The 16,005-nt window shown below is 66.4% G+C and carries 15 protein-coding genes and 5 pseudogenes; 9 read left to right on the top strand and 11 right to left on the bottom strand.

Annotation, left to right across the window (positions count from 1 at the left end):
• Window positions 1–5 precede the first annotated feature (5 nt).
• Genes KXD97_RS22525 through KXD97_RS22510 form a run of 4 tightly spaced genes read right to left on the bottom strand, consistent with a single transcriptional unit; the run spans window position 6 to window position 3,325 of the window.
• Window positions 6–1,172, bottom strand: coding sequence for a HAMP domain-containing sensor histidine kinase (locus KXD97_RS22525; RefSeq protein WP_260752537.1), 1,167 nt, complete (start codon window positions 1,170–1,172; stop codon window positions 6–8).
• Window positions 1,169–1,918: a response regulator transcription factor gene (locus KXD97_RS22520; RefSeq protein WP_260752536.1), complete on the bottom strand. Its 750-nt coding sequence runs from the start codon at window positions 1,916–1,918 to the stop codon at window positions 1,169–1,171. The genes KXD97_RS22525 and KXD97_RS22520 overlap by 4 nt, the downstream gene beginning before the upstream one ends.
• A 19-nt stretch (window positions 1,919–1,937) precedes the next feature.
• Window positions 1,938–2,918, bottom strand: a complete 981-nt coding sequence (locus KXD97_RS22515; protein ID WP_260752535.1) for a cation diffusion facilitator family transporter — start codon at window positions 2,916–2,918, stop codon at window positions 1,938–1,940.
• Window positions 2,915–3,325 (bottom strand): metalloregulator ArsR/SmtB family transcription factor, encoded by a 411-nt coding sequence (locus KXD97_RS22510; protein WP_260752534.1) that lies wholly within the window; start codon window positions 3,323–3,325, stop codon window positions 2,915–2,917. The genes KXD97_RS22515 and KXD97_RS22510 overlap by 4 nt, the downstream gene beginning before the upstream one ends.
• A 195-nt stretch (window positions 3,326–3,520) precedes the next feature.
• Between KXD97_RS22510 and KXD97_RS22505 the strand changes: the two genes are divergently transcribed.
• The 4 genes and pseudogenes from KXD97_RS22505 (at window position 3,521) to KXD97_RS22490 (ending at window position 6,830) form a co-directional block, all read left to right on the top strand.
• The gene (locus KXD97_RS22505) at window positions 3,521–4,642 is read left to right on the top strand and encodes a hypothetical protein (RefSeq protein WP_260752533.1); all 1,122 of its coding nucleotides are present in this window, start codon (window positions 3,521–3,523) and stop codon (window positions 4,640–4,642) included.
• 57 nt (window positions 4,643–4,699) lie between these two features.
• A complete protein-coding gene (locus tag KXD97_RS22500) occupies window positions 4,700–5,080 on the top strand; it encodes a metalloregulator ArsR/SmtB family transcription factor (protein ID WP_260752532.1) in 381 nt (126 codons plus the stop codon).
• Window positions 5,077–6,149, top strand: a pseudogene (gene arsB, locus KXD97_RS22495) (ACR3 family arsenite efflux transporter); the annotation flags it as partial. The gene KXD97_RS22500 and the pseudogene arsB, both read left to right, overlap by 4 nt.
• A complete protein-coding gene (locus KXD97_RS22490; protein ID WP_260752528.1) occupies window positions 6,144–6,830 on the top strand; it encodes an arsenate reductase ArsC in 687 nt (228 codons plus the stop codon). The pseudogene arsB and the gene KXD97_RS22490, both read left to right, overlap by 6 nt.
• Window positions 6,831–6,843: 13 nt before the next feature.
• On the opposite strand, the gene KXD97_RS22485 is transcribed toward KXD97_RS22490, so the two are convergent.
• The 3 genes and pseudogenes from KXD97_RS22485 to KXD97_RS22475 all read right to left on the bottom strand — a co-directional run bounded on the left by KXD97_RS22485 (window position 6,844) and on the right by KXD97_RS22475 (window position 8,740).
• A complete protein-coding gene (locus tag KXD97_RS22485; protein WP_260752527.1) occupies window positions 6,844–7,446 on the bottom strand; it encodes an energy-coupling factor transporter transmembrane protein EcfT in 603 nt (200 codons plus the stop codon).
• Complete coding sequence (locus KXD97_RS22480) at window positions 7,443–8,138, bottom strand: energy-coupling factor ABC transporter ATP-binding protein (protein WP_260752526.1); 696 nt, start codon at window positions 8,136–8,138, stop codon at window positions 7,443–7,445. Before KXD97_RS22480 ends, KXD97_RS22485 begins: the two co-directional genes overlap by 4 nt.
• Window positions 8,131–8,740, bottom strand: a pseudogene (locus tag KXD97_RS22475) (biotin transporter BioY). The gene KXD97_RS22480 and the pseudogene KXD97_RS22475 overlap by 8 nt, the downstream one beginning before the upstream one ends.
• Window positions 8,741–8,826: 86 nt before the next feature.
• Between KXD97_RS22475 and KXD97_RS22470 the strand changes: the two are divergent.
• The 4 genes and pseudogenes from KXD97_RS22470 to KXD97_RS22455 all read left to right on the top strand — a co-directional run bounded on the left by KXD97_RS22470 (window position 8,827) and on the right by KXD97_RS22455 (window position 11,875).
• Window positions 8,827–10,350 carry an HNH endonuclease signature motif containing protein gene (locus KXD97_RS22470; protein WP_260752525.1) on the top strand — a complete coding sequence of 508 codons (1,524 nt, stop codon included), beginning with the start codon at window positions 8,827–8,829 and terminating at the stop codon, window positions 10,348–10,350.
• A 175-nt stretch (window positions 10,351–10,525) separates the two neighbouring features.
• Window positions 10,526–10,849 carry a DUF2795 domain-containing protein gene (locus KXD97_RS22465; RefSeq protein WP_260752524.1) on the top strand — a complete coding sequence of 108 codons (324 nt, stop codon included), beginning with the start codon at window positions 10,526–10,528 and terminating at the stop codon, window positions 10,847–10,849.
• 40 nt (window positions 10,850–10,889) lie between these two features.
• Window positions 10,890–11,112: pseudogene (locus KXD97_RS22460) on the top strand (IS481 family transposase); the annotation flags it as partial.
• A gap of 76 nt (window positions 11,113–11,188) precedes the next feature.
• Entirely contained in the window at window positions 11,189–11,875 is a 687-nt protein-coding gene (locus tag KXD97_RS22455; protein ID WP_260752523.1) for a TetR/AcrR family transcriptional regulator, read from the top strand.
• Here KXD97_RS22455 and KXD97_RS22450 read toward each other — a convergent pair.
• Both KXD97_RS22450 and KXD97_RS22445 read right to left on the bottom strand, forming a co-directional pair.
• Window positions 11,858–12,376: pseudogene (locus KXD97_RS22450) on the bottom strand (thiolase C-terminal domain-containing protein); the annotation flags it as partial. The gene KXD97_RS22455 and the pseudogene KXD97_RS22450 overlap by 18 nt on opposite strands.
• Window positions 12,377–12,532: 156 nt before the next feature.
• Window positions 12,533–12,871, bottom strand: a complete 339-nt coding sequence (locus KXD97_RS22445; protein ID WP_073683274.1) for a DUF3024 domain-containing protein — start codon at window positions 12,869–12,871, stop codon at window positions 12,533–12,535.
• Window positions 12,872–12,929: 58 nt separating this feature from the next.
• On the opposite strand from KXD97_RS22445, the gene KXD97_RS22440 reads away from it, so the two are divergent.
• On the top strand, window positions 12,930–13,181 hold the full coding sequence (locus KXD97_RS22440) for a hypothetical protein (protein WP_260752518.1): 252 nt from the start codon (window positions 12,930–12,932) through the stop codon (window positions 13,179–13,181).
• Between the two features lie 318 nt (window positions 13,182–13,499).
• Here the strand turns inward: KXD97_RS22440 and istB are convergent, their stop codons facing one another.
• On the bottom strand, window positions 13,500–14,291 hold the full coding sequence (gene istB / locus KXD97_RS22435) for an IS21-like element helper ATPase IstB (RefSeq protein WP_073683276.1): 792 nt from the start codon (window positions 14,289–14,291) through the stop codon (window positions 13,500–13,502).
• A pseudogene (gene istA, locus KXD97_RS22430) lies at window positions 14,288–15,870 on the bottom strand (IS21 family transposase). The gene istB and the pseudogene istA overlap by 4 nt, the downstream one beginning before the upstream one ends.
• Window positions 15,871–16,005 lie beyond the last annotated feature (135 nt).

Raw genomic sequence — 16,005 nt, 5'->3', positions numbered from 1 at the left:
GCCGATCACAATCCGGGGCTGGCGGCCCGGTCATCAACCTCCCGCGGGCGGGTGCCGCGGCTGGCCGCCGGCGGCCGACTCGGAATCGTGACCGTGAGAGTGGTGCCGGTGCCGGGCCCCTGGCTCCCCGCACTGATTCGGCCACCATGGGCCTCGGTCAGCGCTCTAGCGATCGCCAGACCGATTCCCGCGCCGCCGCGGCCGCGATGCCGGGCCGGGTCGGCCCGATAGAAGCGCTCGAAAAGATGTGGGAGGTGCTCGGCCGCGACACCCTCGCCGTCATCGGTGACGGTGAACACCGTGTCGAGACCCTGTTGCACGGCGGCAAGGGTGACGTGCCCACCAGAGGGCGTGTGGCGTAATGCGTTGTCGACCAAGTTTCCCAACACCTGGGTCAGGCGCTGACGGTCCGCCCAGAGGAAGATCGGGCCGTCTTCGCGCGCGGTGATCTCCACACCCTTGGCGGTGTACCGGTCGGCGGCGGCATCACGTACGGCCCCGAGCAATTCGCCGGCGTCGAGCCACTCCGGTGCAATCGTCGCCTGGGCCTCCTCGGCTTGCGCCAGCGCGGCGGCGTCGGCCGAGAACCGCACCAACCGCGCCGTCTGGTCGCGCAATGTCGTAATAGTCTGCAAATCAAGTGTTTTCACACCGTCCTCGACAGCTTCCAGATAGGCCTCGAGCACCGACACCGGCGTGCGGATCTCATGGGCGAGATCGCCGAACAGTTGGCGACGCGTCGATTCCACCGCCTGCAGACGTTCTGCCATCTGGTTGAACGCGGACGCGAGCTCGTCGAACTCCCCGCCGAGCTGAGGCGAGGACACGCGGATGTCGTAGCTTCCCTCCGCGACCGCGCTCGCAGCGGCCGACACCTCGGCCACCGAGCGCTGTACGCGCCGGCTCAGGTACGCGGTCACCACGAAGGCGGTCAGCGCCGCGACGGCGATCGCCACTGCGATGGAGATCGCGGTGGCGTGCTGGTAGGCCTGCTCGGCGTGATACTGCTCGCTGGAATCGCGCGGGACGCCGGCCTGGTGCAGGTGCTCCCGGAACAGCGCCGGGCCGACCAGCAATGCCACCAGCCAGGTGGTGGCTCCGCTGGTGAGCAGCACCAACGCCTGAGCCAGCAGCAGCCGACGCTGCATCCCCCACCGTCGTGACGTCGTCATCGCCCAGTCCCCATCCGGTAACCCACGCCGCGCACCGTGACCACGAATCTCGGTGCTGACGGCTCGTCACCGAGTTTGCGGCGCACATGGCCGACGTGGACGTCGACGAGATGGTCGTTGCCCACCCAGTTTTCGCCCCACACCGCGTCGATGAGCTGACGGCGGCTCCACACCACACCCGGTCGCGACGACAGTGCCGCCAGAATGTCAAACTCCGTGCGCGTCAACGTGACCGGTTCACAGTCGAGGTCGACTTGCCGACCGGAGACGTCGATCGACAACGGACCGAACACTCGCGGCGGCGGTAACTGCTGCTGCACGGGTGCAACGGGTGCGCCCACCGAGCGCGGACGGCGCAGCATGGCGCGGATCCGGGCGACCAGTTCGCGTGGGCTGAACGGCTTGGTCACATAGTCGTCGGCCCCGACGGACAGGCCGACGATGGTGTCGATCTCGGTGTCGCGTGCGGTCAGCATGACCACATACGCATCGGAGAAAGTGCGCAACTGGCGGCACACCTCGACACCGTCGATGCCGGGTAGTCCGATGTCGAGCACCACCACGTCGGGATCGACGTCGCGCGCCATGGCCAGTGCCTGCACCCCGGTGTGACACACCGTCACCTCGAAGCGCTCCCGCTCCAGATAGGTCGCGACGACTTCGGCCAGCGCAGCCTCGTCGTCGACCACGACGGCGCGGTAGCCCGGACCCGCAGTGCCGGCGGAAAGAGGCTGGGCGCTGTCCATCACTCCATCGTGCCGTGCTTCAGTGGTGGCTGTCGGCGGGATAGGCGTGGATGAGCGCCGTCGACAGCTTCGGCACCGCATGGGTCAGGGTGTGCTCGGCCTCGTGGGCGATGCGGTGGGCTCCGTCGAGGGTGGTGCCGGGGGCGACGTCGAGCTCGGCATCGGCATGGAGCTGATGCCCGATCCAGCGCATCTTCACGCTGCGCACTCCGATGACGCCGGGTTCGGCGCGCAGCGCGGCTTCCGCCGCGTCGACCAGAGCGGGATCCACACCGTCCATCAGACGGCGGAAGACGTCGAGCACCACCGTGCGCAGCACCGCCAGAATGGCGACCGTGATCACGATCCCGATGATGGGATCGGCGAGCGGAATGCCCAGAGCGACACCGCCTGCGCCGAGCAGCACAGCCAACGACGTGAAGCCGTCGGTGCGTGCGTGCAGCCCATCGGCGACCAGAGCGACCGACCCGATTCGGCGGCCGACGCGGATACGGTAAAGAGCGACCAATTCGTTGCCGACGAAGCCGAGCAGTCCGGCGGCGGCCACCCAGCCCACATGGTCGATCTGCACCGGGTTGATGAAGCGGCGGACCGATTCGACGCCGGCGACGATGGCGGACAGCGCGATCATGGCGACGACGAACAACCCCGCGAGGTCCTCCGCGCGACCGTAGCCGTAGGTGTAGCGCCGGGTCGCGGCGCGGGTGCCGACAGCGAAGGCGATCCACAGCGGTATGGACGTGAGCGCGTCGGAGAAGTTGTGCACCGTGTCGGCGAACAGGGCGACCGACCCGGAGATCATCACGATGGCAAGTTGGGCGACCGCGGTGGCGCCGAGCGCCAGGAGGCTGATCTTCACCGCGCGGATGCCGGCGGCGCTGGATTGCAGCGCGCCGTCGATGCTGTCGGCGGGGTCGTGGCTGTGCGGCGCGAACACCTCCGTGACTGCCGCCCGGAGCCTGCCCGCGGTTCCATCCCCATGAGGGTGAGGGTGTGTCATGCCCGGCGTTCCTTCTCCCCCGACGGTCCACCCACGCGGTGCAACTCGGCCAGCTGCTCGGTGTTGCGGTGGTGACCCGGAACGCCGGGACCGGCGTGCTCGGCGTTGAAGACCGCGTCGCGGACCAGTTGCTTGATGTGGTCGTTGTCGACCGCATAGAAGATCGAGGTGCCTTCCCGGCGCGTCCGCACCAAGCGAGCCATGCGCAGCTTCGCCAGATGCTGCGAGACCGACGGCGCGGGCTTGCCGATGTGGGCCGCCAGATCGTTGACCGACATCTCCCCGCTGGAGAGTGCCCACACGATCTGCACGCGGGTGGCGTCGGCCAGCATGCGGAACGACTCGACCACCAATGCCACCTCGTCCTCCGGGAGACGGCGGCGGCACAGTCCGTTATCTGCATTCATATGCAGATAGTAGATCAGGCGCCGGGGGTGAAACGGCTGTTCGTCTCGCAGGATCAACTCAACCCCCATTACCTGGTGCCCGGGGGCTGAAGTACCCGGCAGGGTCGTTAGGCATGGTTGGTGGGTGTTTCCGCTGCCATCACCGTTTTAGGAGGAGCCTGATATGACGACACCCGCTGCGTACGCGATGATGCTGTGATCACGGCGGAGACAGTCAACCGGATCGTCGGCTTTCGGGGGAACGGCATGCCGGTCATCTCGCTGTATGCCGCCGTGCCGTACGAGCCCGAAGACCGCGTGACAGTCGTTCGCAGCAAGCTAGACAGTCTGCTGCACGAAATCCAGCCGATGGCCCAAGACCGCCAACTCGGCCACGACGCGATGCTGTCCGTCCGTGCCGATATGGAGCGGTTCACCGAGGCGGTCGAGAAGCACGACCGTTGGTCGCCCGGTTCGGTTGCGATGTTCTCGTGCAGCGGTCGCGACTTCTTCGAGGAAGTTCAGCTTCCCCGCAGCGTGCATGACCGGATTGTGGTCGATGAAACCCCCTGGGTCCGGCCGATGTTGGCAGTGCTCGACGAGTATCACCGCTGTTGCGTCGCGGTCGTCGACCGAAAGGCCGCTCGTATCTGGGAGCTTTTCGGGGACGATATGTCTGAGATCGGCACACGACGGGTTGACACCGACCCCGGCCGCAATCAAGACAAGGCCGAGGAGCTGACCAAGCGTCACTATCTCGACGTGGTCACCATGCTCGACAAGCTGCACCGCGACGGTGCATTCGAGCTGTTGATCGTCGGCGGCCACCACGCCGAGTTGCCACGCTTCCTTGACTACCTCACCCACGAGCTGCGGCCTACCCTCGCGGGCACGTTCACGGTGGACGACGATGCGCGCACCGTTTTCGGTGATGTGAAGCGGCAGGCCGCAGCGGTCCTGCAGCGCTTTGAGCGCGACGAGGAGGAGCGGATGGTCGCCGAGACGGTCGAGAAGGCGGCTGCGGGCGGATTGGCGGTTCTCGGTCTTCCCGGATGCCTGTGGGCCGGGACGGTCGCAGCGGTAGACGAGCTCCTGGTCCAGGATCAAACGGTGACACCGGGCGTGATATGCGACCACGATCAATGGATGGCCCTTTCCGGCGAAACGTGCCCGCTATGTGGACGCCCGGTCCGCCGTACCCCAGACATCGTGGACGAACTGGCCCAAGTGGTGATGAACGAGAGCGGGTCGATCGAACACGTCTTGGCCGACACCGTTCTCAAGCAGCATCTGACAGCCGCGTCGTTGCGCTTTCCGCTTCCGCCCCAACCGGAATGATCGTCAGGGTCGCAACCTTCGTTTGACTCTGGATTCGATATCCATCAATATCGGAACATGTCGAATCCGCACGAGCCGTCGGCCGCTCTAGCCTGCTGTCCGCCTGGGGCGCTTCTGCGCGAGCCGATCTCGGCGGCAGCGGCAGCGGACATGGCGACGAAACTGAAAGCCCTGGCCGATCCCGTGCGGCTTCAATTGTTTTCGGCGGTCGCCAGCCACGCCGGAGCAGAAGCGTGCGTCTGCGATGTCTCCGCGGGGTTGGAGGTCTCCCAGCCCACCGTGTCGCATCACCTGCGAGTGTTGCGGGACGCCGGGCTCCTCACGTCGGAACGCCGGGCGTCGTGGGTGTATTACGCGGTGGTACCCGAAGCGTTGGCCAGCCTGTCGGTGCTTCTCGGCGCGGTGACCGCGTCGACGGCGGCGGGGACACCGGCATGAGCACCACCACTGCCGCGACGCCGGCGGTGGTCGGCAAGCTCTCCACCCTCGACCGTTTTCTCCCGCTCTGGATCGGTGCGGCGATGGTCGCCGGGCTGCTGCTGGGCCGGTGGATTCCCGGCCTGAACACCGCACTGGAACGCGTTCAGATCGACGGGATTTCGCTTCCGATCGCGCTCGGTCTCCTGATCATGATGTACCCGGTGTTGGCCAAGGTCCGCTACGACAGGCTCGACACGGTCACCGGAGACCGAAAACTCCTGGTGTCCTCGCTGGTGCTGAACTGGGTGCTCGGTCCGGCGTTGATGTTCGCTCTCGCGTGGCTGCTGTTGCCCGACCTGCCCGAGTACCGCACCGGGCTGATCATCGTCGGGCTGGCCCGCTGCATTGCCATGGTCATCATCTGGAACGACCTGGCCTGTGGCGACCGTGAAGCCGCCGCTGTCCTGGTGGCTTTGAACTCGTTCTTCCAGGTCGTCATGTTCGCGGTGCTGGGCTGGTTCTACCTGTCCGTGCTGCCCGGGTGGCTGGGACTTCCCCAGACGACAATCGACACGTCACCGTGGCAGATCGCCAAGTCCGTGCTGATCTTCCTCGGCATCCCGCTGCTGGCCGGCTACCTGTCCCGCCGTGTGGGCGAACGCGTAAGAGGCCGCGATTGGTATGAAGCGAAGTTCCTGCCGCGGATCGGGCCGTGGGCACTCTACGGGCTGCTGTTCACGATCGTAATTCTGTTTGCGCTGCAAGGAGATCAGATCACCCACCAGCCGTGGGACGTTGCCCGCATCGCGCTCCCCCTGTTGGCGTATTTCGCCCTCATGTGGGGTGGCGGCTACCTGCTCGGCACGCTGCTGGACCTCGGGTACGAGCGGACGACCACCCTGGCGTTCACCGCCGCCGGAAACAACTTCGAACTCGCCATCGCCGTCGCGATCGCCACCTACGGCGCCACCTCCGGCCAAGCCCTGGCCGGTGTCGTCGGACCGTTGATCGAAGTACCTGTCCTGGTCGCTCTGGTTTACGTCTCCCTGGCGTTACGTCGCCGGTTCAACGGAGTCCTCCCATGACTGACAGTCCCGTCACCGATGGCCGCCGCCGTGATCTCTCGGTCGATCAGCGGTTGGCCCTGAGAACGGCCGCGACCCGGCTGGATGGTGAGTTCAACGGGTCCTTCGGCACCGAAACCATCGAGCGCTTTCTGCACTCGTCCTACGACCAGTTCGCCGGCCGTGCCACCATTCCCAACTTTCTTCCGCTACTGGCAGAACGGTTCGCCCGCCAACGACTTCACGCTTTGGCGCGCGTGGAAGGCCGAGTCAGCGACGGCAGACCCACTGTGCTGTTTCTCTGCACCCACAACGCCGGCCGCTCCCAGATGGCGCTGGGCTATTTCACCCACCTGGCCGGCGACTTGGCCATCGCCTGGTCGGGAGGATCAGAACCCGGCACCGAGATCAATCCGGCCGCCATCGCTGCCATGGCCGAGGTCGGGATCGACATCACCGGTGAATACCCGAAGCCCTGGACCGATGAGATCGTGCAAGCCGCCGACGTCGTCATCACCATGGGTTGCGGAGACGCCTGCCCCGTGTTCCCGGGCAAGCGTTACGAGAACTGGGACCTTCCCGACCCGGCCGGTCAGGGCGTCGACGCAGTCCGGCCCATCCGCGATCAGATCGAACAACGGATCCAGCGCCTGCTTTCCGACCTCGGAGTCGCCGCACAGCAGCACGACCGCAGCTCTGAGTGAACGAGCCGTTGTGTCAGTCGATGCCGCGGGCGATGAGCGCTTCGTTGAAGTCGTCGGCGGCACGAAGCGCACCGACGATCACGGGCACGAACACGATCCGCGGGGTGACCCGCAGCCCGCGGGCCCGTCGCGCCTCGTCCACTTGGCCGATGATCTCGACCAACAGCGGGATCGACCGGATGGTCAAAGCCAACGCGATGGCGACCTGCCGGACCGGAAACCCGAACCGCGCCATGGGATTCATCGCCCGGGTGGCCGCGTCCAGCATGTCGGTTGTCCGCGTCGTCGACGTCACCATCGCCGCGAGGCACACCGCGAGCAGCAGCACCCCACACACCACCAGCGCGCGACGCCAGTCGGTGAGCACGACCTGCAATACGAAGATGAACCCGACGACCCACAGCACCTGCCGCAGCTGCAGAATCAGCGCCCACACGTTCAGCCGCGCCGAAAGCACGCCTGCCAGAACGATTCCGGCCACGACGCCGAGCCGCACCGGCGAATCCACCCACACCGTCATCGCGACGATCAGTCCACCGAGCGCGAGCAGCTTCGCCCCGGCCGGCAGGCGATGCAGCCACGACGTTCCGGGCCGGTAATCCCCCAAGACCGTCACGCCATCAGCCGCCGGTAGGTGGCCAGCGCGACCGGCGGTACATCGTCGGCGATCACCCGGCCGTCCTCGAGCACGATGACGCGGTCGGCGTCGTCGGCCAGATCCAGATCATGGGTGACGATCACCACCTGGGTGTCCAACGCGGCGAAGGCTTTTCGCAACATCCGGGTATTGCGCAGGTCGAGCAGCGTCGTCGGCTCGTCGGCCACCACCACGGTCGGCTCGGTGACCAGCACCGTCGCCAGCGCCAGCAACTGCTTCTGGCCGCCGGACAGCAGGTGCGCGGGTTGGTCGGCGTGCCCGGCCAACCCGAACCGTTCCAGCACCTGCGCCACCTTCGCAGCGCGGGTCTGCCGGTCCAGCGACTGGCGGGACAGCGAGAGTTCGACATCCTCAGCGACGGTGGGCATCAGGATCTGGCGGTCCGGATCGGTGAACACGAAACCGACCTGCCGGCGGACCTGTTTGGCCGAACGCCGGGTGTCCAGACCGTGCACGCGCACCGACCCTGCATCGGGCAGCACCAACCCGTTGAACAGCCGTGCCAGTGTGGATTTCCCGCTGCCGTTGGCGCCGACGATGGCGACTCGGTGCTCGGCGAGGGTCAGCGAGATGTCGCGCAGCACGGGTCGGTCGCCGAAGGAGTGGGAGACCCCGTCAACGACGATCGCGCCTGCCGGATCCTCAGCCATGGCTTCGCACCGTGCGCCGAGGCGTGATGAGGCCCGGACGAGCGCGATGCACCTGGGCGGCGACAAAACCGCACACCACCGCTTTGGCGATGTCGCCGGGGAGGTAGATGCCGTTCGTGGACAACGCGGCCCACCAGGACAAGTCAGTGCGCAACATCAACCCGGCTGTGCCGAAGAGGTAGATGACGACCATCCCGCCGACGATGTTGATGGCGATGCCCCACAGCACGCGGTAGCGGGGCATCATCAGGGGCGGTCAGCAGCCCGATCACGATGACCGCGGGCATCCAGCCGACGAAGAAGCCGGCCGTCGGTGAGGACAGCGACACCAGCCCGGTGCGGCCACCGGCCAGGATCGGCAACCCGGCGACGGCCAGGATCGTGAACAGAGCGATCGCCAACGCGCCCTTTCGGGCGCCGAGGATCGACCCGGCGAGCATTACGCCGAAGGTCTGCAGCGTGATCGGCACACCGGTGGGTCCGATGGTCAGGGTGCCCGGGAGCCCGAGGGCGGCCAGCAGGCCTGCGAAGACCGCCGCCTGGGTCAGGTCGCGGGATTCGACGCGGCCGAACCGGCGGAGCTTGGAAGTCTGAGCACTCACCCGAGAATTATGGTCGACACCCCGAAGAGCGCCGTGCCTCCCCTGCGTGAGTGGCTGCACCAGAGGCATGTCTTGTCGGTGGTCGAATGTATGTTCGAACTATGTCGGGCGACGACTTGCGGGCCGCGGTGAGCGGGTTGCGGGCTGCCGTTGATGCGGTGGCGGCCTGTGAGGTCGACCTGCTGACCCGGCCTGATCTTGTTGCGGCCCTGGATGAACTGGAGACATTGTCGTGCCAATTGCCGGCGGTGGGTCATCGGTTGCTGGCGCGGTTGCAGACTGAGGCGACACCGCAGCAGATGGGTGCGAAATCGTGGAAAGAAGTGTTGACCGTCCGGTGGCGGATCTCGGCTGGTGAGGCCCACCGCCGGCTGACCGAGGCCGCCGTGTTGGCGCCGCGGCCGTCGTTGACCGGCCCGGCCCTGCCGCCGGTGCTGCCCGCCACGGCGATCGCCCAAGCGCACGGGCTGATCAACGCCGAACACGTCGACGTGATCCGCCGATCGCTCAACAAGGTGCCGGGCTGGGTCGACACCGCCACCCGGGAGCGCATCGAGATCGATCTGGTGCGTACTGCGGTGGGGAACGGCCCCAAGGAACTCAAGGACTGCGCGGAGCGGACGTTGTTTCTGCTCGATCAGGACGGCCCCGAACCCGATGACAGCGAACGCGCCCGCAAACGCGCGGTGTCGAGGTCGCCCCAGCGTGGGGACGCCATGGTGGATCTGCGCGCCACGCTCACTCCGGAGGCGTGGGCGGTGTGGGAGCCGATTTTCGCCCGGTTGGCCGCACCGGGGATGTGTAATCCCGACGATCCCGAGCCGTGCACGTCGGGGACGCCGTCGCAGGCCCAGATCGACAACGATCAGCGCAGCCTGGCCCAGCGCCAGCATGATGCGCTGGTCGCGGCCGGGCGGATCGCCCTGATGAGCGGCCAGCTCGGGCAGCTCAACGGGCTGCCGGTGTCGGTGATCATCCGTACCACGGTGCAGGATTTGCAGTCCCGGGCCGGGGTCGGTGTCACCGGCGGGGGCACGGTGGTGCCCATCGCCGAAGTGATCCGCATGGCCGGGCACGCCAACCACTATCTGGCGGTGTTCGACCGGGCCACCGGCTCAGCAATGGATTTGTTCCGCGCCAAGCGCATCGCCTCCCCGGCACAGCGGATCATGCTGATCGCCCGTGACGGCGGGTGTACCAAACCTGGCTGCACCGTGGGCGCCTACGGGTCTCAGGTCCATCACGTGGTCGCCGACTGGGTCGATGGCGGGAACACCAACGTCGATGAACTCGGCCTGGCGTGCGGGCCGGATAACCGCAGCGTCGACCCCGACGGCGGTGGGTGGTCGACCCGGATGAACGCCCGCTGCGAGGTGGAATGGATCCCACCCCCGCAGCTGGACACCGGTCAGGCCCGGCTCAACTACTACCACCGACCCGAACGGCTGCTGCGACTCCCCGAGGATCCGCCACCGCAGAGCCAGAACACCAGTGCGCCAACCCAACCCGCCAACAATGCGACGGTCGACGCCGAGCCGGGTCCGCCGACACCGGCCGATGACCCCGGCGAACCCGGCGGCCCCGCACCACCCGACAACCAAGCGGCCTGACCGCCGCGCGGGGAAGTCCGACGCGCCAAGTAGCTGAGCCTCGACGGGCATCTCGTCCGGATAGGTCATGATCGGCCGCCCGGCCCGCGGTGGAGTATTCGCTTGTTCGCGGCGGTTTGCGGCCCGTCGTGCCGGGCATTCGGCACCGAGACAACCGCGCACAAGGAGGAGCATCATGTCCGCAGCCACCACGTGCCGCCGACTCCGCGAATGCCTCGACGATGTCGACTTCCCAGCGGACAAGGTGACTCTTCTCGCAGCGGCGGAACGCCGTTCCTGCGATGACGACACCATCCGGGCGCTGCGCTCGATCCCGCCCGAGACGTATGCCGGGTTCGCCGAAGTGCTGGCATCCGTGCCGCTGACCGACGACGTCATGACCGATGGCGAGAGGGGTGCCGCGCACCGGGTGCCCACCAAGCCGGGTGTCACCGAGAGGGATAGAGACGTGCCACCGAACCCGATCGCCGAAGTATTGGGTGAGAACCGCAAGAAGTGAGCGCGCTAAGTCTCTGAGCTCGGTGCACGTCGACGTCAAGAGTTCGGGACGGCGCGACATGTACGGCAACCCGGTGCGGGGATATGCCTTCATCCACACCGCCGTAGATGCACACTCACGGCAAGGGATCACGGCCCGAAAAAATGTGACCGACAACGGTTCCTGCTACCGATCACACGCATTCCGCGACGCGCTCGGCGAGGTCGAGCACCGTCACACTCGCCGACGAATGGGCCTACACCAGCGACGCCGAGCGCTGTCAGTAAACCTAGATCAGGTCCGCGTGGTTGCGCTGTTGCTAACGTTCGTTCATCGATTGAAGGTCGCATGGAGGGTGGCGTGGGCAATCCGAGCGGGCAGGCGCCCGACAAGCTGGGCCGACCACGCCACTTCGACGACGACACCGAACGGAGCATGGTGATGGACGCCGCGGTCCGCCTGATGGCCGACCAAGGCTATACGCGACTGTCGGTCGCCGCCATCTTGGCTGAGGCGCACCTGTCGACATCCAGTTTCTATCGCCACTTCCCATCCAAGGACGCGCTACTGACCGCCATCATCCGCCGAGATGGCGAATCGGCCCGGCGCGCGCTCCAACACGCCATAGCGAACGCATCTGGGCCCGTGGCCGCGCTGGAAGCGTGGCTCGACGGGCTGCTGGATCAGTTCTACGAACCGACGAAGGCCGCACGCACGGCGCTTTTCCTGACTCCGGAAATCCTGAATTCTTACCAAACAAACACCGAGTTGATGGCTGACATGCGCTGGCTCCTGTGCGAGCCCGTCATCAACGTGCTGCGCGCTGGGCACCGAGCCGGATTTATGTACTCCCCGAAACCCGAAGCCGATGCCGTGAGCATGTTCGCTCTGGTGAGCGCCGTGGCCACATCGCCGCACGCCTACCCGCGCAGCAAGAAGTCGGCACGCGCGCAGGCCGTCCGGTTCATTCGGCCGGCGCTACAAATCGCCTCCGAAACGACAACCAGTAGTGGTACCCGCAAACCCCGTTCACGCCAGCCGCGTTAGCAGCATGCACCCCGAGATGGGGCCGCCGCCGTTCGACACCACCGCCACCTCAGGTCCTCGCGGAACCTGCCGCGCACCAGCCTCTCCCCGCAGCTGCAGAACCGCTTCGTGAATGTAGCCGAATCCGTGCAATCGGCCGCCGGACAGCTGCCCGCCGTTGGTGTTCAGTGGCAATTCGCCGTCCAACGCGATACGAGTGCCGTTCTCGATGAACGGACCGCTTTCGCCGTGTCCGCAGAAACCCAGCGCCTCCAGCCATGACATCTTCAGCCAGCTGAATCCGTCGTACAACTCGGCGACGTCGACATCGGCGGGACGCAGGTCGGTGCGCGCCCACATGTGCTCGGCCGAAGTCCGAGCAGGCATCGTCGCCAGATCCTCCCATTGCTCCCACGAGGGCCGTCCACGCAGTGCGGTGCCGACCGCCTCGAACTGCGCAACCGGATGGCCGACGTGCGGTGCGTGTTCGGCCACCGACACCACCAGTGCGGTCGTGCCGTCGGTCAAGTCCAGGGAGGTGGTGTACGACGTCGTCGGGTGATTCTTCGTGGTGATGGTTCAGGCGGTCAGTGCCGCCGGGTGGCAATGTCAACTTGTAGTGGCCCCACTGTGACGGCCAGTTTCGGCCCCACTTCGCGGTGCGTTGGGGGTTGGCGTTTAGCCCCAGAAGATGCCTGAGGGGTTGTGGTCGATTTCGGTGAGCACATCGTGGATGTGCGGTGTGGGGTCGATCATGTCGTAGCGGTGAAATTTGAGGTGTCGGTCTCGCCAGTACAGGGTCCAGGTGTTGGTGGTGGCGGTGTAGCGCAGTCGTGCGATCGGGAAACTGGTCCAGTCCGGACCGTAGTCTGCGCGCCACGGCGCTCGTCGTTCGACGATGGTCAGGTGCCGGGCAGCGACGTCGCATTCGACGCGGACTTGGTGACGCGCATGTTCGGGCACTCTGGCCGCGCACCACTGTTGCACGCGTGCGACATCGAGTTCGGGTAGGGCCATCGGGTCACCACCGGGGCGAGTTGGTGGCGGCGGTCAAGGTGTCGTAAGCGGTGTCGAGTTGGCGTTGACGGCGGCGGTTGGGTTCATGATTGGACTCGGCAGCCACCGCATCGATCAGATCATCGAGTTCGTCGCCGGTCATCGTGAGGTGAAGCTCGCCACCGTGGGCGAACACCGCGAAAACCGCTCTCTGACAGTCGCTGTCGAGGAAGGGCAGGGTGCGCAGGATCGCTGCGGTGTCAGCGTCGATGGGAATGTCGCGCAGCGGTTGGGCTGCGGTCAGTTGCTGGCGACGCAGATCGTAGATTGATGCTGCCCAGTTGCTGATGGTGCCGTCGTCGCCACAGTGGCTGCATTGCCAGCCGATGGGTTGCTCAGCATCGCCGCGGACGACCGTGATGCGGCCCGGGCAGCGGCGGTTGGCGGGTCGGCGCCGACACGGCAGCGCGGTTTCCCACCGGGTGTGAGCGTCGCCGGCCGATGCTGCGGAAACGATGCTGCCCAGGTGCTCGGCGAGCGCACGGGCCGGCCCGGGGTCTCGGGGCCCACGTCGAGGAAGTGCTGCAGATCGGCGACCAACATGACCTGGTCACTGTATCGGCTGCAGGCAGCATCAGCGGCGTGTGAGTTACTGCGCGGTGCTGGTGCGGCGGGTGCGGGCATGGGCGAGTCGGTAGGAGGTGGTGCCGGTTTCGATGATCTGCCCGGCGAAGGTCAACCGGTCGACGATGGCCGCACACAGTCGCGGGTCGGTGAAGGTCTTGGTCCACGCGGAGAACGGCTCGTTGGACGCGATCGCCACCGAGGCGCGTTCCTCGCGCTCGGTGAGCACCTGGAACAGCAACTCCGCACCGCGGCGGTCCAATTGCAGATAGCCCAGCTCATCGATGAGCAGCAGATCCACCCGACCGTAGCGGGTGATCAACTTACTCAGGTGGGCCTCGTCGGCGGCCTCGACGAGTTCATTGACCAGCTTGCTGGCCAGGGTGTAGCGGACGCGGTAGCCGGCTTCGGCGGCGGTGGTTCCCAATCCGATCAGCAGGTGAGTTTTGCCGGTCCCGGAGTCGCCGATCAAGCACAAGGGTTCCCCGGCTTTGACCCAGGCGCAGGTGGCCAGGGTGCCGATGACTGCGGGGTTGATCGCGGGGTTGGCCTCAAAGCTGAACTCGTCGAGCCGCTTTGGCCGAGGGAACCCGGCGTCATGAATGCGGCGCTGCGCCCGGCGGCGATCCCGGTCCTCGCATTCGGCGATCATCAGCTCCGATAAGAACCCCAGATAGGACTGCTGTTCACGTTCGGCCGCGGCGGCGATCTCGGCGAAGCGGTCACGGATGGTGGGCAGCCGCAACATCCGGGCACCTTGTTCGATGGCCGCGACCGCGGCCTGATCGGTGACGGTGTGACGTGTCGTGTTGGTCATGAGCTCTGCTGACCCAGCAGAGTGTCATAGTGGGCCACCGACGGCAACGGCCGCTCGTCGGCGATCAGGCGGTGCCCAGCCAGCCGGAGCACCTGGGTGCCGTCACAGCCGGGTGCTGAACCGAGGCCGGCGCGCTGTTCGGCGGCCCGGCGGGCTTCCAGCGCCACCACATCGGCATTGACCGAGCCCACCGACAGCGCAGCGCTGATACCGGCCAGCACATCAGCGCGGTCGAGGTGACGGTGCAGCAACAGGACTTCAACCAGCACACGCGTTCCGCCAGCATCCCCATGAACCCGCCGGGCTGCAGTCCACCACGCGTCGTGTTCGGCGGTGAACAGTTTGGCCGCCCGCGCTTGAGCCAGTGCGGTGGCCCCCGGCAACGCGCCGGGTTTGCGGGCCAGGATCTCCAGATAGTGGTCCAAGTCCAGCACCTTGGTGCCTTTGCCGACTGCCCGGGGATGACGTGCCACCACCGTGGTGCGGTCATACACGGTGACATGCGACGCCGACAGTTTCACCCGCACCCGATGCCCGATGAACCGGGCCGGCACCGAATACTGATTGCAGCGCACCATGATCTGGGCGTACCGATCCACCCGCGGAGTCAGCGTCAACGCCGTCTCAAACGGCTGATCAGCAACAGGCTGCAGGAACTGCCGCTCGGTTTCCCAGTCCTGGCCAACACTGTTGGCGCGGTCGGCGATCCGACGACGATCGTCGGCGTCGTCAGCAGCGGCCAACAACGCGTTGAGCTCGTCGAGGAGTCCACCACCGGCATCGGCACGCAGTGATTGCGGCGGAACCGGCCACCTTCGCCTTCGACGCCGCCCTTTTCGTGGCTGCCGTCGTGACCGGGCTGGCAATACCACGCTTCAAAGCCGTAGTGCGAGCGGAACGCGATCCAGCGTTCATTCTCCTGACGGGACCGTCCGAACAACACCTGCTTGACCGCACTATTGAGATTGTCGTAACGGATCTTGTCAACCGGCACCCCGCCCAGGCGGTTGAACCCATGAACGTGGCCCTCCAGGAACGCTTCCTGGCCCTGGGTGGCGAACGCCCGATGCGCTGCTCGACCCGAGAACGACAACCGCATCGTAAACAGTGCGGTCTTGGTTTTCACCCCGGCCAGCACCACCCACAGATCGTGGAAGTCGACCTCGGCTTCAGCGCCCGGGCGGTAGGTCTGCGGCACAAATCCCGCCTCCAGCGCCCGGCCCGCCTCCGCAGCGATCTGCGGGCGACGTTTGCGGATGTGGTCGCGCACCGTCGAATACGACAACCCGGCAGCGTCATGCTCATCGACCAGCCGCGCCAACACCCGTCGCGCGGTATGGCGTTGCTTTGTCGGGGCATCCAGATCCGAACGCAGCATCTCATCGATGGCCGCCTTGAACGGCTCCAACCGCGGCGCCGCTCGCGGCCCGGTCTTGCGCGGCGGCGGCACCGCCGAATCCAACGCTTGGCGCACCGTGCGTCGATGCACCCGGTACTTATCTGCCAGCGCCCGGATCGACAAACCCTCAACCCGACGATCCCGGCGGATCGCTGCGAACTGCTCCACCCGTGTCCTCACCTTTCCAGCCACCAACCCTTCACCAGCGATCCGGGCCATCCGGAACCGCCTGTGATCACTGTCAGGTGGGGCCAATTCACGTCGTCCTAACCGACGCGGAGTGTCGTCAAGGTGGGGCTAACTCAGACCGTCACA

The sequence above is a fragment of the Mycobacterium sp. SMC-8 genome, assembly GCF_025263565.1.
GTDB lineage: Bacteria > Actinomycetota > Actinomycetes > Mycobacteriales > Mycobacteriaceae > Mycobacterium.
Note: the sequence above shows the minus strand (reverse complement) of the source record. Positions and strands in the feature narration are given on the sequence as shown.

Coding starts and splice junctions, on each gene's coding strand:
- KXD97_RS22525 (WP_260752537.1), bottom strand. CDS start 1,172: ATGACGACGTCACGACGGTGGGGGATGCAGCGTCGGCTGCTGCTGGCT.
- KXD97_RS22520 (WP_260752536.1), bottom strand. CDS start 1,918: ATGGACAGCGCCCAGCCTCTTTCCGCCGGCACTGCGGGTCCGGGCTAC.
- KXD97_RS22515 (WP_260752535.1), bottom strand. CDS start 2,918: ATGACACACCCTCACCCTCATGGGGATGGAACCGCGGGCAGGCTCCGG.
- KXD97_RS22510 (WP_260752534.1), bottom strand. CDS start 3,325: ATGAATGCAGATAACGGACTGTGCCGCCGCCGTCTCCCGGAGGACGAG.
- KXD97_RS22500 (WP_260752532.1), top strand. CDS start 4,700: ATGTCGAATCCGCACGAGCCGTCGGCCGCTCTAGCCTGCTGTCCGCCT.
- KXD97_RS22490 (WP_260752528.1), top strand. CDS start 6,144: ATGACTGACAGTCCCGTCACCGATGGCCGCCGCCGTGATCTCTCGGTC.
- KXD97_RS22480 (WP_260752526.1), bottom strand. CDS start 8,138: ATGGCTGAGGATCCGGCAGGCGCGATCGTCGTTGACGGGGTCTCCCAC.
- KXD97_RS22470 (WP_260752525.1), top strand. CDS start 8,827: ATGTATGTTCGAACTATGTCGGGCGACGACTTGCGGGCCGCGGTGAGC.
- KXD97_RS22465 (WP_260752524.1), top strand. CDS start 10,526: ATGTCCGCAGCCACCACGTGCCGCCGACTCCGCGAATGCCTCGACGAT.
- KXD97_RS22445 (WP_073683274.1), bottom strand. CDS start 12,871: ATGGCCCTACCCGAACTCGATGTCGCACGCGTGCAACAGTGGTGCGCG.
- istB (WP_073683276.1), bottom strand. CDS start 14,291: ATGACCAACACGACACGTCACACCGTCACCGATCAGGCCGCGGTCGCG.